The sequence below is a fragment of the Pseudanabaena sp. PCC 6802 genome, from assembly GCF_000332175.1.
GTDB lineage: Bacteria > Cyanobacteriota > Cyanobacteriia > Pseudanabaenales > Pseudanabaenaceae > PCC-6802.
The window spans coordinates 2,705,159-2,724,456 of record NZ_KB235914.1; the positions used below are offsets into that span (position 1 = coordinate 2,705,159).

The following is a 19,298-nucleotide window of genomic DNA, read 5'->3' on the forward strand; positions in this document are numbered from 1 at the left end:
TCTGTTCGAGAACTATGGGACGGAATTGTATGTACGGGCGAACGGCCGTTCGCCCCTCCAGTAATCTGTAATTTTAGTTTAGGAAATTGGTATTAATACACATCCATTGTAGGGCGGCTTTGTATTGCTCTATTGGGTTGGGCAACATTACAATCTAATGGATTAACCCAAAGATCTGAAAATGAACGAACAATTGCTCGATCGCCTTAGCGATTTGATTGCTGGAGCGTTTTCTCTGAGTCAGTCATCATTCCAAAAGATCGTTCATCTTCCAGAGGGACAAACCATTGCGCTTCTGGTGGTGCTGGCAGCCGGGCTCTCTTTAGCAGTGGGGCAGAGCGTTATTCTGGTCGTCAATCGCGTCAAACCCTTGCGCTTTGTTTTCAGCCTGTTGTTGAGTGCGATTTTATATGCGTGCGGATTTCTATTTCTGGTATTTAGCACCTGGCTCATCGGTTGGTTACCAGGATTTGTGCAAATATCCTGGAGCGATCTGGTTAAGGATTTAGGGCTGAGCTATGCACCATTACTGTTTGGATTTCTGGCTGCCTTGCCCTATGCAGGCGTACCCATCCTGAACGTTTTATCAGCCTGGCACTTGTTGGCGATGGTTGCGGGGATTAGCGCGATCGCCGAGGTAAGTGGCGCTCAAGCTTTTGTCCGCGTGGTATTCGGCTGGGGCGCGCTGCAACTGCTACAGGGCAGCCTCGGGCAGCCCATCGCCAAATTGGGACGGCAACTGGCCGAGCGGGTTGCGGGCGTTAATTTGGCAAGTACGCCTGCAGAATTAAAAGAGATCGTCCTATCCGATCTAGAAACTCGACTGACGGCGATCGGTGCCGATCGCTTGCTCAAAAAGACAACGCGCGATCGCCAGGTTCCATCCACGCCTCGCTCGCCCTCTACCCAGACAACGGACGCTACGACTAAAGCTACCGCCGATCTTGCTGCCCTCGAACTGCCATCGGTAAAGGTGAATGGATTGGGAATGTGGCTAGCCCATCGATGGCAAGGTATCCACCAGATGATGCAATTGGGAAGTATCTTGCTGGGAATGCTCCTACTATTTCTAATCGTCGCGATCTTGCTACGGCCAATTTATCAAAGTATGTTTGGCTGGCATGAAAGCCTCCCCAGGTTAGTACAGCGAACGATTGACTTAACCTGGATTGGCGTGCTGGCGATCGTCTTTGCTGGATTCTTAGCTCCTCTGGAGGCCTTGGGGTGGTGGTCGGGCTGGTACGACGATGATGTCGATATTCACAGCGCTGACTCTGCATCGCGCCCTGTAGATCGAAGCGTTGCGGAACGATTCTCCTCCAGAAGCGATCGCCCCTCCCGATACATTGTCTACCTGGATGGTGTAGGTCAGTCGGGTCAAGCATATACGCCCGATGTGGCCGAGTTTATCGAGGCACTCCAGGCCGTCCTGCCGAAAGATGTGGTGTTTGTCCGGGGGCTGATGATGTATTCCGTATTCAATAAGCCCCTGAACCAGGATCGTCCTCTGGCATGGATCTGGCGGTTGGCAGACAAGGTGCGCTGGCAAAATCCCACCGCACTGTTGGGCATGGTTCTGAACCTGCGGAATGTCTTAATTGTCGGCGTATCTGCCGATAAGCGCTATGGCCCCATCTACAATCAGGGGATTGCCCAGGTACTCTACAACGGTCTGGTGCGGCATGGCTATCAACCCCAAGAGTGCGTGCCAATTACCCTGATCGGGTACAGCGGTGGCGGTCAGATGGCGGTGGCGGCAGCTCCTTACCTGCGGCGGGTATTGGGAAGCCAGATCGAGGCGATCTCCCTCGGCGGCGTGATGAGCGCCAACAATAATTTGTTAAAACTGGAACATCTTTACCATCTGGTGGGCGATCTCGATGGCGTTGCTCGATTGGGGCCGATTTTATTCCCAGGACGGTGGAAGCTGTTTCCGCTCTCCTACTGGAATCGAGCCATGCGCAAGGGCAAAATTAGCGAGATTTCCCTGGGGCCAATGGGACACCAAGTTCCAGGCGGCATGATGGATCCCGATGCCCTGTTGCCGAACGGGCAGAGCCATCTCCAACACACGATCGCCGCGATCTCATCGATCCTGGGAGGTCGGCTCCTGGTTGCCAACCCCTACCGTTCCAGACAAGTTAGCAATTACGAACTCTACAAGCAGGCAGACTTCAATCACTACACCTACTATCCGCTCGCCCAAACTGTCGATGCGCGATGGTATCGCCCGATCGCACCCTGGATGGGGCGGTTGATTTTGCCTCTGCCCGAAGAACGCCACCAGGTGCGCGGAGTCTGGTTTGAAGTGCATCACGCCGATCGCGGCCATGAGGATTTAGTGGGGCAAAGGGTGATGTTGCGCTGGGCGGATCTACCCAGGGTAAAAGACCTGGTGCGAGCCGTCACTCGCGACGTTCATTTTAGCGTCGATGCCGAATATTCCAGTCAGTATGGCAACAGCATTCACCCGCAACGGCTCAATCATTGGCAACGGGTGGGGCCACTGGAATCCCTAGCAGGCTCCCATCCCACCGACGACGCGATTGTAATGCTAACGGGAACAGTAGATGTCGAGCGATCGAGCGCTAGCGATCGGGAATCCGAAGGTGGAGCATCTTCTCATCCCCTCACAGCTTTGTACGTTCGCGATCAACCCGTTGAAATTACCGGACGCTATTACGCTTTAGTGCGGTTTGAAGCTCCCATCGCGGGCACGGATCGCTTTCAGGTCAGGCATTTTAGCCCTAGCTCGCGCCAATTCAACGGCTGGGAAGAAGTGGTGCGCTTGCCTCCTGTAATCCTGGCAAAGGCGTATGGCAGCTATCCTTCCACCACGCACAACCTGGAGCAAAACCCGCTGAATGAAGCGGGGTGGTACGTCTATGGAGCGAAGGATGCCGCTGGGATATTTGTGGTGCAGTCGCTGGCTCCGCGATCGCTGTTTCGCCTCCAGCCCGATCGGGTGGTGTTTGGCAGCAAATCCTCCTACCGTTACATCCGACGAGAAGCCTGGGCAAATACAGCGGCACAGAAGGGGAAAATCTCTTCGGTACTCTGTGTGGGAAATCGGCATGCAGAGGATATTCAATCTGCTATTGATGAGTGGAAGGTGGGCGATCGCGCGCTTCTGCTACACGTCTATGGTGGCATTGGCGGGACGCGCAAAGAACCTGCCGCTGCCGCGCCGATCTTCTTCGGTCATTTTGCCTATGGGCTAGCCACCGTCATTCGCGATCCGATCGGCGACGAACTGCGGTTTGAGATTCAGTATTATCAAGTGTACGCTCACAACCTCGATGGTTTGACGGCGGGAACGCTGCACTGGTCGCGCTACATGGGCGATCGCCAGTTTGGCTGGTTGGGAAATCGCCCCACCTGTGACATTTTGATCGAGTTCGAACCGTTTACAGGTTTTTTTGATACCAATGACGGACGGCGATCGGCGCTGAGCAACATGTTGAGCCACCTCGAAGCCATGACTGCCCGGTATCGGATTGGAGACGGCACAGGAGCCACCTACGTTGGCCCTGCCAATAACTGCGCTCAAGATTCTAACCAGGCATTGTTCGCCAGTATTCGCTCCCTGTTTGCATCGATCGCCACGAATCAGTCCCCGCTGCAAACCTGGCTGGCAAACAACCCGGAACAGTCAAGGCGGTACCAGCAACTCCTGGAGGTTCAAACCAAGCTAAATCAACAATTGCATCCCCTGGGAGTTCCCCGGACAGATTGGCAGAACAATGAGTTTAATCTGGGCACTAGCCTGGAAGACGAACCGCTCCGCAACTTGTGGACTGGCTTGGGCAGTTGGCGAACCCTGTTGCCGCGCAAGGCAAGCGATACGATCGTTCGAGTATTTCTCGAGCAGGGAGCTTCGGTTTGGGTTCTGCGTACCAACCAGATCGGAGGGCACGATCCGGATATCGAGCCCATCGCTCCGATGACATTTTAAGCCATTGTTTAGAAAATCGGTGTTTCGAGAAATCTGGTTCTCTGAGATACTCAACTTTATCCACACCTCACGATTTACTATGCGCCAGTCTCCATCTTCCCGATCGTCATCCCAACCGTGGCAAGCCCTTAAGAACTCAGCCATGCTGCGTTTTCTGTTGCTGTTTGGCTGCAGTTGGGCCACTGTACTGTTGATTAACTATTTCTACGGTACGATCGCTCTCTTTGCCGCTGCCGGTATCTTTGCCGCGCTGCTAAATTATCCGGTGGTCTGGCTGTCGCGTTATATGCCCAGGCAACTGGCGATCGCCATCACCTTTATTGTGACTCTAGGTTTGCTGATCGGGGCGATTACGTTGCTCGGATTGGAAGTATTGAATCAGGGACAGAGTTTGGTAACCCAGCTTAAAGAGTCGTTGGATAGCCACAACTTTCCGCCCTTTCGGGATTTACCGAACAAGCTGGACATTGAAAAGGTAATTGCCACACTACAAACAGGTTTGACTACTGGTTTAGGCATCGTACAAGGCATCTTTTCCAGCGTCTTTATAGGGATTTTTGGGGCAGTAATCAGTTTGTATATGCTGATTGATGGTGACAAACTGTGGCGGTCATTTCTCAAACTTTTGCCAGCCGCATGCCGCGATCGCTTCGCTCAAACCTTCCAGCAAAGTTTTCTAGGATTTTTACGCGGACAACTGTTGTTGATGCTATTTTTATCGATCGCCACTTTCATTGTCTTCTCACTCCTGGGAGTTCGCTATTCCCTGATCCTGGCTGCGATCGTCGGTGTGCTCGATGCTATTCCTGGGGTTGGCGCTACTCTGGGAGTTCTGGTTGTCACTCTGCTAGTCTTCGCTTCTCAAGGCGGCGATATCGCCATCAAAGTTGTGATTGCCTGCATTTTGCTCCAGCAAATCCAGGATAATTTTGTGCATCCCAAAGTTATGGGGGATGCGCTGGAATTAAATCCGGTGTTGTTGTTTCTAGCCTTGTTTATTGGCGAACGAGTGGCTGGATTGTTGGGCGTTTTTCTTGCCATTCCGATCGCTGGCACGATCGCCGCGTGGTTGCGGGCAGCCAGAGCAGAATCAAAGCACGTTCTCGAAGAAGTCCCAGAGAGCGTTGTCGAGCCATCGGAACGTCTTGACTAATCGGCGCGGTCATCGTTAGACTTCATCCCTATCAATCTGTAATGCGATTTGTCGGTCTCATCAGACCTAACCCTCATCTGATTTATCGAATGCTCTTTCCCTTAGCCAAATGTTGGAGGGATGTGCTACTTTAGATATTGTCGAAAGCTTGGTATTCATACCAATTTGAACAGTAACCGCGACAGATCGAACGGGGTGAAGGGGTGAAACACGGCAGTGGCTCTAGCGGGGAACCCCCAATACCGCCCTGCCTCCCCTGCGTGGGGGCGTTGCCCCACCCCCCATCCGTAACCACAACAATTTAAATTGGTATCAGGATTGATTGTAAGGAGAAATCATGGCTACACTGACCGTTCTCAAGTTTCCTACATCGGATGGTGCTGAGAAAGCAGCGGCAAAGCTACTCAATCTACAGCAGCAACAGTTGATTAAAGTTGAAGATATGGCGGTCGTCTCATGGGAATCGGGTAAGAAGAAACCCAGGACGCGTCAGGCGGTTCCAACCACCCAACTCGGTGCCTTAGACGGTGCATTCTGGGGGTTACTGTTCGGTCTTATCTTTTTCATGCCGCTGCTTGGTGCCGCGATCGGTGCGCTTACAGGGGCGTTGGCTGGCTCCATGACGGATTTTGGGATCGACGACGATTTTATCAAGAAAGTGCGGGAACAGGTGACAGAAGGAACATCCGCCCTATTTGCGCTCACCAGCGATGCTGTTGTCGATCGCGTGGTCGATGCCTTCAAAGACGAGAAGTTTGAGATCGTGGCGACGAATTTACCGTCCGAGCAAGAAAGCAAACTACGCGAAATTTTCGAGCACCCATCTGTTTAAATCGCGCTTGTGGGTCGATCGTTCGCCTTAAAGACACGGGGAGAAGATTTGGATTCACGATGGTTCGAGTGGTTTTGATGCAAATAAATTGAGTCCCAATCGTTCGGAAAGGAACTTTGTCACCAGTTGACCTTTGACGCTATTGCCAGCAGCATCAAGCGGGGGGGCGAACGTGCCCATCCCACCTTTGCCAGGGGAGACTGTCATCAATCCACCGCTGACTCCACTTTTGCCTGGCAGCCCGGTTTCGTACAACCAATCGCCAGAATTTTCGTAGAGTCCGGCAGTGACCATGACGGCTAACACATGTTGACAGTGGATCGGGTGAATAATCTGTTCCTGCGTGATGGGATTGACTCCTCCATTAGCCAGGGTAGCCGCCATCACTGCCAGGTCTTTCGCGGTGACGTTGAGAGAGCATTGTTTGGTGTAGACATCCGTGGCGGCGATCGGGTCAAAGAAGATGCGATCGTATGCTTGAAGTAGTTTGGCAATCCCCATATTCCGCTGATTGGTTGCTGCCTCAGACTGATAAACTTCTTCATTTAAAGTCAGAGTTCTACCAGCAAAGCGGGACAACTCGCGGTGAATAAACTGCCACTTTTCTTCGGCTGTATCGCCCGGTGCCAGACTGGTCGCGGCGATCGCCCCCGCATTCACCATCGGATTACTCGTCCCTTCGTCAATCCGTTCCAGGGCGATCGCCGAATTAAACGGCAGTCCCGTACTATTGACCCCCAACTTATCTCGTGCCTCGTCTTCACCGATCGCCTGACAAATCAGCGCAAACACAAACGGTTTAGACACGCTTTGAATCGAAAACTCATAGTTGGTGTCTCCAGCCAGAAAAATATCGCCATTCGCCCCCACCACACAGATCCCAAATAAATCGCGGGGGACTCTCGCTAAGGCTGGGATATACTCGGCATTTTGCCCTTCAGCTACTGACCGGAAGCGATCGTGCGCCTCTTCCACTAATGACTGCACGAAATTGGGAGAGGGCAACTGTCCGGTGGATATGGGTGAAAGCATAATTCTTTTAGGGGATTGAATTTACCAAGGCTAAATGGTTGAGCGACGATAGAGCAAAGAGCTGATTTTTTGCAGTTTTTTCACTGAATGGAAGTAATATAGCGGTTTTCAGATCGGAAAGAGCAGGGGGTTTGGGGGCGTTGCCCCCAAGAAGGGGAGGCAGGGCGGTCTTGGGGGTTCCCCGCTAGAGCCACTGCCGTGTGGAACCCCTTCACCCCGTCAATAAAACCCGTTCTCAAGTGAAAACCGCTATACAGTCAGCTCCCGAAAATGACAAGTTAGTAAAGCGGCAGCAACCAGGGCACCAGAATCACGCAAACAACCATCACAATCAGGGAGAACGGCACCCCAACGCGCACGAAGTCTTCAAAGGCGTAACGACCGGGGACGACCACCAGGGTATTAACCGGAGAAGAGATGGGGGTCATGAAGGCTGTGGAAGCCGCCAGTGCCACAATCATCGCGAACGGGTAGGGGGAGGCTTTTAACTCATCGGCGATCGCCAGTGCCACCGGAGCCATCAGTACGGCAGTGGCAGTATTGGAAATGAATAGCCCCAGCACCGCAGTAATCGCAAACAAGCTGCCAAGCACTATGTATGAACTCGCTCCCCCGATCGCACGGATCAAGGCATCGGCTGCCAGATCGACTCCGCCAGTTTTTTGGAGCGCGATCGAAAATGGCAACATGCCAACAATCAACACCAGACTAGACCAGTGAATTGAACGATAAGCACTGTTGAGATCGAGGCAGCGCAAAGCTCCCATCAGCAAACAACCGATTAAAGCAGCCTGGACGTTGGGGACGGCTCCACTAACCATCAGTGCGATCGTCAGGAGCAAGCAAAAAATGGCTTGAGGAGCGCGTTTTGCTGCTGGCAACACATCGTCGAGTTCGACAGGGAGGTTGAGCAAAATCAATTCTGTCGTATCAGAGCGCAGCTTCTCGATCGCCTTCCAAGTTCCGATTAGCAGCAGCGTGTCGCCTAATTTGAGAGGTTCTGTCAGCAGACCTCGCCGGATACAGGTTTTACCTCGACGCAGACCCACAACCGTTAGACCATAGCGCCTGCGAAATCTCAATTCAAGGATGGTTTTGTCGATCGCATTAGAATTGGCGGGGATAAAGACCTCAGCCATGCCAATCTCCTGAGACCGATCGCTAAAGTAGTCGCCCGTGAGAGGCAGTGCCTCCAGACCAAATTGCTGATGCAGTGCCTCCAGGTTATTACTTGGTGCAAACAGATCGACCAGCAGCACATCATCAGCTTGTAACTCTGTCCTTGCTGAGGGAGCGATCAGATCCTTAGAAAATCTGCGACTGCGTTCGATCGCGACAATGTTGGCTCCTGCTGTACGTCGCAGATTAAGTTCCTCAATGGTTTTGCCCACGAGAGGCGATCGCTCGGTGAGGCGAACCCGGTGCTCTCGATCTCTCAGTTTGTATTCCTCAATCCATTGGCGCAGGTTTGGACGGCTGGACGATCCGTCCTTCTGATGGATTTTAGCAACAAGCCAACGACGGGCAAAGGTCATGTAGAGGATGCCCAGTACCAGAATGGGTAATCCAAAGGGGGTAAAGCTAAAGAAACGAAAGCCTGCTACACCATGCCGGGCAAGTTCGCTGTTGACAACCAGGTTAGGAGCTGTAGCAACCAGGGTTAGCATGCCGCTGATCAGTGCAGCACAACTGAGCGGCATCATCAGGCGACTGGCTGAGATACCCGTGTTTTGACAGATGCGAAGCACAATCGGAATAAAGATGGCGACAACACCCGTCGAACTCATCACCGAGCCTAAGCCAGCCACCACGAACATCAGCAGGACGATCAGGCGCACTTCGGCAGTGCCTGCCCTTGCGATCAACCAGTCCCCAAGTCTTTGGGCGACACCCGTACGCACCAGTCCCTCCCCCACAACAAACAGAGCTGCAATTAGCACGATGTTGGGATCGCTGAAGCCTGCCAGAGCCTCGTTTATGCTAATTACTCCAGTTAAGGGCAACACGGTCATCACGATCAAGGCGACGGCATCCATGCGGGGTTTGTTAATCGCGAACATCGCGATCGCTGCCCCTAGCAGAATCAGGACAATGGCAAGTTCAGGGTTCATTTGCATTAATTCCTTTAAGAATCTGCTTTTATGGATGCATTATGCGTGATTCACGGTAAAATTTCCAGTATTCTGCTTCAATCAAGGAGTAATCGGCTACGATCTCGTTGCATCGTTCGATCCGCCGACTGGGGTTAAAGCGTGGGTTGATATTTCTGGGGGCGATCGCGATCGGCTTATTTCTATTCATTGGTGTTCCCCTGATTCAACAGGCGAGCGTCCTAACGGTCAAACCTTTTTCGGGTACGCCCGCGCCCAAGTTGCCGACTCTCGATCGCATCATCTCTCTAATAGACCAGGATCGCGATCGCCCGCTTCGATGGGATGCCAGGCCCACTCTCACCACCAAAAGCGGTACGCCCCCGTAGGGCAATGACACGGGCTTGGTCGAGCGTCTCAACGCTCAACTGGTCAATAAAAGCAACCTCACAGGTGATATAGCGATCGTAAATCATTTATGAACGGGGTGCAGGGGTAAAACCTCTGCGTGGGAGCGCAGCCTCCACACCCCCTTTTTCCCAAATCACTTGTGATTGCGATATAACAACTAAAGAGCCATTTATGATAACAATTAAACCACAGTAAATATATGCAACCATCCTCTGGATCCTCTGAAAACCAACCCTATAATCTCAACAACGAACTGGCAAAAGAACGTACTCGCGCGGCTGCCGATCGCACCTTGATGGCATGGATTCGCACCTCTCTCTCTCTAATTGGCTTTGGTTTTGGTATTCCCACCATTGTCAGGACGATTGAATCAACTCGTATTGGCGAACATATCGATCCGCATCGCTTTTCTACCATCGTGGGATTGTCCTTCATCAGCGTGGGGATTTATGGCATAGCTGCCGCATTAAAAGAACACCACCGTATGATAAAGCGGCTTCGACAAGATCGCTATACCTACGAAAGTTCAAACACGGCTGAAATTGTGGCAATATCGCTACTTTTAATCGGTGCGATCAGTTTTCTTGGAGTTATTCTCAGAGCCCTAAATTTGAAAAATTAGCGCTGTCCGGACAAACTTCTCCTCCAAATTCACAATGGAATATCTCGAAAAGAGCCTTTACGCATTAGCAGCGTTTCTCAAACTGATTCTCGAAGGAATCTCAGTTCTATGTATTTTACTGGGACTGCTCCAGGTCCTGCAACAGGTGTTGATGTCAACAAGGCGATCGCACAGGCTAACCTCCTCTATTGTTTTTACTGACTTTCGCATCAGGTTTGGGGCATGGCTGTTATTAGCCCTAGAATTTCAGTTGGCTGCCGATATCGTCAACACGACTGTTGCCCCGTCGTTTGAGGCGCTTGGGAAGTTGGGGACGATCGCCGTTATTCGCACTTTCCTCAATTACTTTTTAAATAGAGAACTAGCAGAAACCCTGCAAAGCAAAAAACTACTGAATGCAGGCTCTGATGCTAGAGATCGCGAATAAGAAATCACAACTGATGTGGGAACTACTGGACTTAACGATGGCGATCGCGGTTCTGTAACTTTTTGTTGCAGGCGATTTTGTCGCTCGCAAATTCCTCATATAGCCATAGACAGATCTATTAGGACAGGGGGTGTGGGGGCTGCGCCCCCACGCAGGGGTTCCACCCCTGCACCCCATCCTAAGCCTGTTGGCTATAGCTATCATTTCATGTCATAATTGCTTGAGGGTAATGTCTAAGTTTACTACCCACACAAGCATAAGAAATATAGTTAACCAATTACATTGGAGATATCCATGCCGAACGGTCAACCAAACATTCTGATTATCTGGGGGGATGACATCGGTCAGTCTAACCTCAGTTGTTATTCCCACGGCTTGATGGGGTATCAAACACCTAACATCGATCGCATTGCCAAAGAAGGGATACTATTCACAGATTACTACGGCGAACAAAGCTGTACGGCTGGGCGATCGGCCTTTATCACGGGTCAATGCGTTTTCCGCACTGGCTTGAGTAAGGTAGGGATGCCTGGAGCAGACTTGGGAATGCGTGCTGAGGATCCCACCATTGCCGAACTGCTGAAACCATTGGGATATGCCACTGGCCAGTTTGGCAAGAACCACCTGGGCGACAAAGACGAAATGCTGCCCACCAACCACGGGTTTGACGAGTTTTTTGGCAATCTCTATCACCTCAATGCTGAAGAGGAGCCAGAACTGCGAGACTATCCTCCCGCAGCCGACTTCCCTAACTTCAAGAAGAACTTTGGCCCTCGGGGGGTGCTCCATTGCCACGCCAATCTAGACGGCACCCAAACCATTGTAGATACTGGTGCGCTGACGAAAAAGCGAATGGAAACAATTGATGATGAAGTCCTTACCAAAACCAAAGATTTCATCGATCGCCAGGTGAAAGCCGGAATCCCCTTCTTCGTTTGGGTCAACTCGACCCACATGCACTTCCGCACCCACGCGAAGCCAGAGAGTTTGGGACAGTCTGGGCGCTGGCAGTCGGAATACCACGACGTGATGATCGACCACGACAAGTTCGTGGGCGAGTTGCTGGATTATCTGGATGCCCTCGGCATCACCAACGACACGATCGTGCAGTACTCGACCGATAACGGCCCCCACAAGAATTCCTGGCCCGATGCAGGTACGTCCCCGTTTCGGAGTGAAAAGAATACGAACTGGGAGGGGGCATTCCGAGTGCCAGCGCTGATGCGTTGGCCGGGCGTAATTGCACCAGGTACTGTATCCAATGAAATTATCAGTCATATGGATATGTTGCCGACGCTGGTAGCAGCAGCAGGCGATCCAGACATTAAAGAAAAATTGCTTAAGGGTCACCAGGCAGGAAGCAAGACGTTCAAGGTGCATCTCGATGGTTACAACCTGGTGCCTTACCTGAAGGGCGAGGTGAAGAAAAGCCCGCGCAACGAGTTCTTTTACTTCAGCGATGACGGCGATCTAATGGCGTTGCGCTACGATAACTGGAAGACGGTTTTCATGGAACAGCGAGAAAAAGGCACTTGTCAAATCTGGGCAGAACCCTTTGTCGTACTGCGGGTGCCGAAGTTGTTTAACCTGCGTACCGATCCCTACGAGGTTGCTGACATCACCTCTAATACCTACTGGGATTGGATGTTCGATCACATTCCTTTGGTGTTGGCTGCCCAACCGCTGGTAGGCCAGTTCATGTCCACTTTCCAAGAGTTTCCACCTCGTCAGAAAGCAGCTAGCTTCACGGTCGATCGGGTGATGGAGAAGATCTTAGCGGGCATTGGCAGCCGATAAGGAAGAGTTGCTAAATTCCATATGACAGACCCCTTAGCTTCCTGGAAGGATGGAGCTGCCAAGCAGGCAATTCTCAACTTTGTTGCGAACGCGACCTTGCCGGACAGTTCCACCTTTGTCCCCCCTCCCGATCGCATTGCCACCTTCGACAATGACGGCACGCTCTGGTGCGAGCAGCCGATGTACGTGCAAGCGTTCTTTGTCTTCGATCGCATTAAGGAACTCGCCCCGCAATACCCGGAGTGGAAGGATCGAGAGCCGTTTGCGTCGGTACTGAGAGGCGATATAAAATCCGCGCTGGCTGGCGGCGAACGCGCCCTCCTGGAAATGGTGATGGCAACCCATGCCGGCACGACCACCGAAGAGTTCGCCGCGATCGTGAGGGATTGGCTGGCCGTCGCGAAGCATCCTAAAACCCAGCGGCTCTATACCGAAATGGTGTACCAGCCGATGCTGGAACTGCTCGCCTACCTGCGGGCAAACGACTTCAAAACCTTCATCGTCTCCGGTGGTGGTGTGGAGTTCATGCGCCCCTGGACCGAGCAGATCTATGGCATTCCGCCAGAGCAGGTGATCGGCAGCAGCATCAAGACAAAGTTCGAGTGGCGCGACGGCAAGCCCGTCATCTTGCGCCTGCCGGAGTTGCATTTCTTTGACGATCGCTCTGGCAAACCGGCGGCCATCCAGCACTACATTGGGCGACGGCCGATCGCCGCCTTTGGTAACTCCGATGGCGATCTCGAAATGCTGCAATGGACCAGTGCTGGGGCGGGACGGCGACTGGGTCTGATCGTGCGTCACACGGATGGCGATCGCGAATTTGCCTACGATCGTTCGACTATGGGCAGTCTCGATCGGGCGCTCGCTGATGCCGATCGGGAGGGTTGGGTGGTGGTGGATATGAAGAACGACTGGAAGCGGATATTTGCCTTCGAGTCGTAAAAAACGGGAGCATCTCAACTTTGCACTGAGTAATAATGCTTAATATAGATGGGTAGCCAAAAGGGGGAAGAAATCAGAAGATAGGAATACGAGAAACCAACCCCAAGGAGAGCAACCATGACTCCAGAGCAGGAAAAAGAAATGCAAGCGCACGTTCAAGCTATTGCCGCCATCCTTTATCAGAATACACCATCGGAACAACTAACCAGCTTGGAAGGGATCGAAATCGCTGTGCGGCAGCAAATCCTCGAACATGTCAGCCCAGAAATAGGGAGTTTTTTATCCGCACAGTTACGGGCACAGAAGCAGGACGCCGCAGGCGAGTGCAAAGCAGCATCGGACAGCTCCACCTCACGCAAAAGCAAGCGCAGAAGCTCAAAGTAGCCCCCTATAGCCAGGTGAGCCCGTATGTGGAAAGATGTAGCCTGATCTTGAGTGCGAATGTATCCTACGAACAAGCCGCCAAAGACTTAGCCATGTTGATGGGAGTGCAAATATCGCGCAGTACACAACAGCGCCTGGTGCATCGCCATGAATTTAGCCCCCTAGAGGTAGAAGAGTCGGTCGAGGAATTAAGTGTCGATGGAGGCAGAATCAGACTGCGCACGCCACTTGGACAGCCAAGTGAGTGGAAGGACTATAAAGCTGTGAACTTGCATGGACAAGCCATATTTGCCACATTTCAAGATAACATTGCCTTAACAGACTGGGTAAATCGACAGCCTTTAGCAGATATGGTTACCTGTATTGGGGATGGACATGATGGGATTTGGAATATTATTGCCCAGATCTCTATACCTGATAGTCGCTATGAAATCTTGGACTGGTTCCATTTGGTGGAAAACCTGCATAAAATTGAGGCTACAGCTCAACTTTTGACTGGGGTCGAAGCTTTTTTGTGGCGGGGTAATGTAACTGCAGCTATTGCTGAGCTCAATCACTTAGCTAGTCCTCAGAGCATCAATTTTATTGCTTATCTGCACAAGCATCGCCATCGTATTCCTGATTATTGGTATTTCCAAACCGAGCAGATTTGCTCTATTGGTTCTGGCGCAGTGGAATCTGCTGTTAAGCAAATCGCTAGACGCATCAAAATCTCTGGCGCTCAATGGAACCGTGATAATGTGCCACAAGTCCTCAAACACCGTTCTGCTTACCTTAATGGCTCTCTTAACCTTGCCTTGCAAAACTGAGATGCTCCCAAAAAAACACAATCAACACTCAATCGTGTTCCTTCTCCGAAGCTGAGATTTTCGACGATCCGGTGGAGATGGAGGAATAGTCGGTAAAAATCTATTTCATATTTTCTAAAGTTTCTACAAGTACCTTATCGCCCCAATGAATCTTGATCAGCCCAAGTCGAGGAAATTCTAAATCAATAATGACATATGTGATTGCAGATATAGTCACGCAAAATATGGCCATATATAATAACGGCCTCCTTTGATTGGCGGACATACTTTCACCAACCAAAAAAGCTGAAGCCAAAGCAAGAATAAATAATAAAATGTAAACAATTATCGGTGGATGGGTACGGGTCGCTTGCAACCGTTCATTAGCAACATCAATCATTTCATTGGTGGAGCTTAGAACTAGGGTCATGATTCCAGGGTTTTTACCTAATAGAACAGAAGCATTAGCAATTTCCCAGATTTGAGCTTGTAATTTTAGACCTTGGCGAAAGTAAGAATCAGATAGTTGCCGATTTTCATAATTCTCAAATAGATTGATGCGGGATTGAAGATACTCTTTGTAAAGCGATCGCAACTTATCTCGATCGTTCTTTGGCAGTAAGTCAAGCCTGAGGTAGGCAGTACCAATAGCGTTTGCCTCTTTTAAAACTAGCTGGGTTCGACTCTCATAGCGGGATAGCGTTCCCGTAAAAGTGAAAGCTAAAATTAAACCTAAAATACCAAAAATAGAACTCTCAACTGCTCCAATCCCTTCGGATTTACTTTCTGGATACTTTTCTAGTCTGCGCTTACCCATCCTATAGCCAGTTTCAATGCTTCCAGCCATACCTAAGCAGAGTAATGTTGTCGATATGAGTGCTACAGCTACAAATTCCATAATTTATCAAAATAAATGATACTGATTATAACTAGCTTCGGTAACTAAGATTTTGGGGTTACCGCTATAAAGTGGGACAATCTGTGCAGACCAAAACCATCAAAACGCGATCGCCGTAAAGTTTAAAAACGAACTGCTATGAATACACCAATCGAACGATCGAACCTGTTTGGCACCCAGTCGCTATCAACGCCCTATGGCCCCATGGCGATCGACAATTCCTACCCGACTGACGGCACGATCGAGTTGCTGCTCGACCAGCGCGATCGCCAGCGCGCATCGGAAATTTATCTCTGGGCATTGCCACTAACCCAGTTTCAGGTATGGAAGAACGAGCAAGAGCGCATCTATGGGGCTAAAGGCACTGATTTCGTTATTTACGATAGTTTCAACGAAAAAAGCGGCGTGACAACTGGGAATGCCACCACACCCTACATCATTAGTCTGCTCGACCTCTCTGAAACTGGCGCGATCGTGGTCGATTTTCCGGCGGGGATGTTTGCCGGTGGCGTTCTTGACTGGTGGGAGCATCCGACCTGCGATTTGGGCATCACTGGTCCCGATTGCGGTAAGGGCGCAAAATACCTGATTATCAGCCCCCAGGACGCCCCTAAGCAGTATGAAGGCTCGGAGTATTTAGTTTTTCAGTCGCCGACGAACAAAATCTTACTTGGTACTCGCGTTCTGACACCAGGCGCAGACGCACTAGAGGTATTCAAGCAGTCGCTCAAAGTCTATCCACTGGGCAGTACCCCACAACCTGCCCGTTTCATTTCAGGACTTGACAAACCTTGGGCGCAAACTCCACCCGTTGGACTTGATTACTTCAAAATTTTGCATCAAGCAATTCAGAACGAGCCAGTTGCCGATCGCGACAAAGCATTTATGGCGTATCTAACCTATTTCGGCATTGAGGATGGTAAGCCCTTTAATCCCGACGATCGCCTGTCAACACTACTGGCTCAAGGTGCAACCATTGGCGAACTCCTCGCTCGTGCCAATATCATCGAACCAGCCTTTACCAAACCCTATTGGGAAAGCACTTTCTGGTATCGGTTGATTGATTTTCCGCTCGCACAGGAAGATGAGACAAGACTTTATCTGGACGAGCGATCGGCCTGGTTCTACGAAGCTATCACAACGTCAAAGGGAATGAAGACGGAAACCCCCGGCGTTGGACAGGTCTACCTGAGCACCAAGCGAGACAAGGATGGGCAGGTGTTGCGGGGTGGTGAAACCTATCGACTGACAGTGCCACCCAATGCCCCGATGGAGCAGTTCTGGGCAGTAACTGTCTATGCCGAGCACAGTCGGATCTTTGTCCGCACAAATCAAATGAACGCCAATCTGGATTCGCGCAACGCCCAACTTCAGACGAATGCCGATGGATCGGTTGATATCTACTTCGGCCCCAACACGGCGAAGATCCCGACAGGACTGGAAAGTAACTGGATCGCAACCAATCCCGACGAGGGTTGGTTCCCCTATTTCCGCCTCTATGCTCCCAAACAGGCATTTTTCGATAAGAGTTGGGTACTGGGGAATATTGAGCGCGTGAGTTAGATCGTCAACTTTGCAAACGCGATCGCGTTAAGCTGTGTTAGTGCGATCGCGATCGAGTCAATCTCATCGAAATAGAAGGAGTTTATATTATGAGAAACCCTCAAGATACCATTGAGAATTACATCAAGGAGTATCCAAACCAAGAACAGGCGAAGATGATGAACGCCTGGCTTGCTAAAAACGAGAAGGGAACGTTTCAATTTACAGGGCTTGTCGATCCAACGGACGATACCGTCGTAACACCTCAGGCAACCGTGGATTACGGATATAACTGGTTCAGCCTCTCGGAAGGCTGTGCCATCATCCGAACGCCCAAATACGATAGGTTTTTTCCCGTTTCAATCTTCGACATGAAACACAATGTGCCTGCGGTCATTGTCAGTCCTGAAAAACCGATTTTACTCATTCGTCCCGGTCAGCCTCTTCCTAAAGGAGATTTTCACATTGTCAACCTGGAAACCGATCAGGGATTAGCATTCACCCGCATGGTCGTCGTTGACAACATTGAAGAAGTTCGACGACTGAGTAAATCGATCGCAATGGAGGGTGGTAAGGGTGATATGCATAGAGACGTGCAACGATTCTCTGCTGACATTGAGAAGGCAGCACTGGCGATCGTCTCTGCTGCAGTTCCCCATGTAAATCCAGACATCGCCTTTGGCTATAAATCAGGTGATGTTGGTGAGATCGCTCTGGCGGCAGCCGTAATGCTCGGACAACTAGGAACGCCATCGGATGCTGTGCGATACAGTTTGATTCTGAGCGATGCAAATGGCGAACCGTTTAATGGCAAGGACACTTACGTTTTGACTGTCCCCGCTGGCATCGTACATGACAATGGATATTCTTCGATTACAATTTACGGCTCCGACAACAAACTGCTGATCCCGAATTCTAAGCAGATCTACGATAGAACCACCTACACGTCAAAGCAAAATGCGGATGGTACTTATACTGTCACGCTCAGTCCTGATGGCGAAGGTTTGAATGGTATTCCGACGGGAAAACCTTTTTATGGTGTGCTTAGAGCATACTGCCCAGTTCAAGGGGCAGACATGACTGTAAAAGTTGAGAAGATATAGAGTTTTGACGAACTAGCCCGATAACAGAGGTTTAATATGTCGCGATCGCCAATGCAATCGAAGCCTTCACGCTCAACCAAGCCACCCGGCAGACCGCCAAAACCCGATATGGTTTGGATTTCCGGCGGTACGTTCCTGATGGGATCGAACGATTACTATCCCGAGGAAAAGCCATTGCATCGCGTCACCGTAGATGGCTTCTGGATTGACAAATACCAGGTCACGAACAGACAGTTCCAAAAGTTCGTCAAGGCGACAGGATATGTGACTGTTGCCGAACGTCCGCTGAATCCTGCCGACTATCCCGGTGCTCCGCCTGAAAATCTGGTACCGGGATCGCTGGTTTTTCGCATGACCTCCGGGCCAGTGGATCTGAAGCATATGAGCCAGTGGTGGGTTTGGGTACCAGGAGCCTGCTGGCGTCGTCCAGAAGGCTCGGGCAGTTCGATCGAACAGCGGAAGCACCTGCCAGTGGTGCACATTGCCTATGAGGATGCTGAAGCTTATGCCCAGTGGTCAGGTGCAGCCCTTCCCACGGAAGCCGAATGGGAGTTTGCTGCTAGGGGTGGCTTAGAGAATGCGGCCTTTACCTGGGGAGACGATCCCAAGCCACAGGGCAAACTCATGGCAAATACCTGGCAGGGCGAGTTTCCCTGGAAGTATCTCAAACCCCATCCCCCCTCTCCCGAACCTGTCGGCTCTTACCCGCCCAACGGCTACGGACTCTACGACATGGCGGGTAATGCATGGGAGTGGACTTGCGACTGGTATAGCGATCGGCATCCCGATGAAGCTGACAAGCCTTGCTGCATTCCACTTAATCCTCGCGGTGGTTCGATGGAAGGCAGTTACGATCCAGTTCAACCGCAGTTCCCAATTCCGCGCAAAGTAGTGAAAGGAGGATCTTATCTCTGTTCGCCAGAATATTGCGAGCGTTACCGTCCCTCTGCCCGTCGTCCCCAAATGGTGGATACGGGGATGAGTCATGTAGGGTTCCGCTGTGTGGTGCGGGTAAATTCACAGCCAAAGGAATTAGAATACAACTAAGTAGGAAAGCATAAATAAACTAAAAATAGGAAACTAGCAGATTTCCTATTCCCAATGAAAAATTTATAGAGTGAAAAATTTTCATTGATGGACTTTATGTACGGGCAGGTTTAGCTAAAAGTTTTCGCTTATTACTGAGTTCCTGAACAAAACCTGCCCCCTACACCAATGGATTTTTTACAGCAAGAAATTTTTTTTGGGCTTTACCGCTAAAAGTCTCATCATTAATGGGGAATAAATCTAAAAATGGTAAAATTGTAGAAGCCAATCGCTCA

Annotated in this window: 15 protein-coding genes; 12 read left to right on the forward strand and 3 right to left on the reverse strand. The window is 50.8% G+C overall.

Annotated elements, in window-relative coordinates; genetic code table 11:
• Positions 1 to 181: 181 nt before the first annotated feature.
• From PSE6802_RS0118065 to PSE6802_RS0118075, 3 genes are all read left to right on the forward strand, one after another.
• Positions 182 to 3,955 (forward strand): hypothetical protein, encoded by a 3,774-nt coding sequence (locus PSE6802_RS0118065; RefSeq protein WP_019501452.1) that lies wholly within the window; start codon positions 182 to 184, stop codon positions 3,953 to 3,955.
• 79 nt (positions 3,956 to 4,034) lie between these two features.
• Positions 4,035 to 5,108, forward strand: coding sequence for an AI-2E family transporter (locus PSE6802_RS0118070; protein WP_026103386.1), 1,074 nt, complete (start codon positions 4,035 to 4,037; stop codon positions 5,106 to 5,108).
• A 337-nt stretch (positions 5,109 to 5,445) separates the two neighbouring features.
• On the forward strand, positions 5,446 to 5,940 hold the full coding sequence (locus tag PSE6802_RS0118075; protein ID WP_019501454.1) for a DUF1269 domain-containing protein: 495 nt from the start codon (positions 5,446 to 5,448) through the stop codon (positions 5,938 to 5,940).
• A 54-nt stretch (positions 5,941 to 5,994) separates the two neighbouring features.
• On the opposite strand, the gene glsA is transcribed toward PSE6802_RS0118075, so the two are convergent.
• Complete coding sequence (gene glsA, locus PSE6802_RS0118080; protein WP_019501455.1) at positions 5,995 to 6,972, reverse strand: glutaminase A; 978 nt, start codon at positions 6,970 to 6,972, stop codon at positions 5,995 to 5,997.
• 278 nt (positions 6,973 to 7,250) lie between these two features.
• Positions 7,251 to 9,083: an SLC13 family permease gene (locus PSE6802_RS0118085; protein ID WP_019501456.1), complete on the reverse strand. Its 1,833-nt coding sequence runs from the start codon at positions 9,081 to 9,083 to the stop codon at positions 7,251 to 7,253.
• Between the two features lie 107 nt (positions 9,084 to 9,190).
• On the opposite strand from PSE6802_RS0118085, the gene PSE6802_RS0118090 reads away from it, so the two are divergent.
• From PSE6802_RS0118090 to PSE6802_RS0118120, 6 genes are all read left to right on the forward strand, one after another.
• Complete coding sequence (locus tag PSE6802_RS0118090) at positions 9,191 to 9,451, forward strand: hypothetical protein (RefSeq protein WP_019501457.1); 261 nt, start codon at positions 9,191 to 9,193, stop codon at positions 9,449 to 9,451.
• A 221-nt stretch (positions 9,452 to 9,672) separates the two neighbouring features.
• Entirely contained in the window at positions 9,673 to 10,095 is a 423-nt protein-coding gene (locus PSE6802_RS0118095) for a YidH family protein (protein WP_019501458.1), read from the forward strand.
• 34 nt (positions 10,096 to 10,129) lie between these two features.
• On the forward strand, positions 10,130 to 10,522 hold the full coding sequence (locus PSE6802_RS0118100) for a DUF1622 domain-containing protein (RefSeq protein WP_019501459.1): 393 nt from the start codon (positions 10,130 to 10,132) through the stop codon (positions 10,520 to 10,522).
• Positions 10,523 to 10,816: 294 nt separating this feature from the next.
• Positions 10,817 to 12,319 carry an arylsulfatase gene (locus PSE6802_RS0118105; RefSeq protein WP_019501460.1) on the forward strand — a complete coding sequence of 501 codons (1,503 nt, stop codon included), beginning with the start codon at positions 10,817 to 10,819 and terminating at the stop codon, positions 12,317 to 12,319.
• A gap of 21 nt (positions 12,320 to 12,340) precedes the next feature.
• A complete protein-coding gene (locus PSE6802_RS0118110; RefSeq protein WP_019501461.1) occupies positions 12,341 to 13,261 on the forward strand; it encodes an HAD family hydrolase in 921 nt (306 codons plus the stop codon).
• Between the two features lie 117 nt (positions 13,262 to 13,378).
• Positions 13,379 to 14,454, forward strand: a protein-coding gene (locus PSE6802_RS0118120) for an ISKra4 family transposase (RefSeq protein ID WP_156815358.1) whose coding sequence is annotated in 2 segments (ribosomal slippage) — positions 13,379 to 13,534 and positions 13,537 to 14,454 — 1,074 coding nt in all. Because the reading frame shifts where the segments join, the coding sequence is not laid out codon by codon here.
• 100 nt (positions 14,455 to 14,554) lie between these two features.
• Here PSE6802_RS0118120 and PSE6802_RS0118125 read toward each other — a convergent pair.
• On the reverse strand, positions 14,555 to 15,331 hold the full coding sequence (locus tag PSE6802_RS0118125) for a bestrophin-like domain (RefSeq protein ID WP_019501462.1): 777 nt from the start codon (positions 15,329 to 15,331) through the stop codon (positions 14,555 to 14,557).
• Positions 15,332 to 15,469: 138 nt separating this feature from the next.
• Here PSE6802_RS0118125 and PSE6802_RS29525 point away from each other — a divergent pair, with 138 nt between their 5' ends.
• The 3 genes from PSE6802_RS29525 (at position 15,470) to PSE6802_RS0118140 (ending at position 19,023) form a co-directional block, all read left to right on the forward strand.
• Positions 15,470 to 16,894: a DUF1214 domain-containing protein gene (locus PSE6802_RS29525; protein WP_019501463.1), complete on the forward strand. Its 1,425-nt coding sequence runs from the start codon at positions 15,470 to 15,472 to the stop codon at positions 16,892 to 16,894.
• 89 nt (positions 16,895 to 16,983) lie between these two features.
• Positions 16,984 to 17,976 carry a DUF1214 domain-containing protein gene (locus PSE6802_RS0118135; RefSeq protein ID WP_019501464.1) on the forward strand — a complete coding sequence of 331 codons (993 nt, stop codon included), beginning with the start codon at positions 16,984 to 16,986 and terminating at the stop codon, positions 17,974 to 17,976.
• A 36-nt stretch (positions 17,977 to 18,012) separates the two neighbouring features.
• Positions 18,013 to 19,023, forward strand: a complete 1,011-nt coding sequence (locus PSE6802_RS0118140) for a formylglycine-generating enzyme family protein (protein WP_019501465.1) — start codon at positions 18,013 to 18,015, stop codon at positions 19,021 to 19,023.
• Positions 19,024 to 19,298: the final 275 nt, after the last annotated feature.

Bases quoted from the DNA above. Each gene is read 5' to 3' on its own strand.
- PSE6802_RS0118065 (WP_019501452.1), top strand. From the start codon at position 182: ATGAACGAACAATTGCTCGATCGCCTTAGCGATTTGATTGCTGGAGCG.
- PSE6802_RS0118070 (WP_026103386.1), top strand. From the start codon at position 4,035: ATGCGCCAGTCTCCATCTTCCCGATCGTCATCCCAACCGTGGCAAGCC.
- PSE6802_RS0118075 (WP_019501454.1), top strand. From the start codon at position 5,446: ATGGCTACACTGACCGTTCTCAAGTTTCCTACATCGGATGGTGCTGAG.
- glsA (WP_019501455.1), bottom strand. From the start codon at position 6,972: ATGCTTTCACCCATATCCACCGGACAGTTGCCCTCTCCCAATTTCGTG.
- PSE6802_RS0118085 (WP_019501456.1), bottom strand. From the start codon at position 9,083: ATGAACCCTGAACTTGCCATTGTCCTGATTCTGCTAGGGGCAGCGATC.
- PSE6802_RS0118095 (WP_019501458.1), top strand. From the start codon at position 9,673: ATGCAACCATCCTCTGGATCCTCTGAAAACCAACCCTATAATCTCAAC.
- PSE6802_RS0118100 (WP_019501459.1), top strand. From the start codon at position 10,130: ATGGAATATCTCGAAAAGAGCCTTTACGCATTAGCAGCGTTTCTCAAA.
- PSE6802_RS0118105 (WP_019501460.1), top strand. From the start codon at position 10,817: ATGCCGAACGGTCAACCAAACATTCTGATTATCTGGGGGGATGACATC.
- PSE6802_RS0118110 (WP_019501461.1), top strand. From the start codon at position 12,341: ATGACAGACCCCTTAGCTTCCTGGAAGGATGGAGCTGCCAAGCAGGCA.
- PSE6802_RS0118125 (WP_019501462.1), bottom strand. From the start codon at position 15,331: ATGGAATTTGTAGCTGTAGCACTCATATCGACAACATTACTCTGCTTA.
- PSE6802_RS29525 (WP_019501463.1), top strand. From the start codon at position 15,470: ATGAATACACCAATCGAACGATCGAACCTGTTTGGCACCCAGTCGCTA.
- PSE6802_RS0118135 (WP_019501464.1), top strand. From the start codon at position 16,984: ATGAGAAACCCTCAAGATACCATTGAGAATTACATCAAGGAGTATCCA.
- PSE6802_RS0118140 (WP_019501465.1), top strand. From the start codon at position 18,013: ATGTCGCGATCGCCAATGCAATCGAAGCCTTCACGCTCAACCAAGCCA.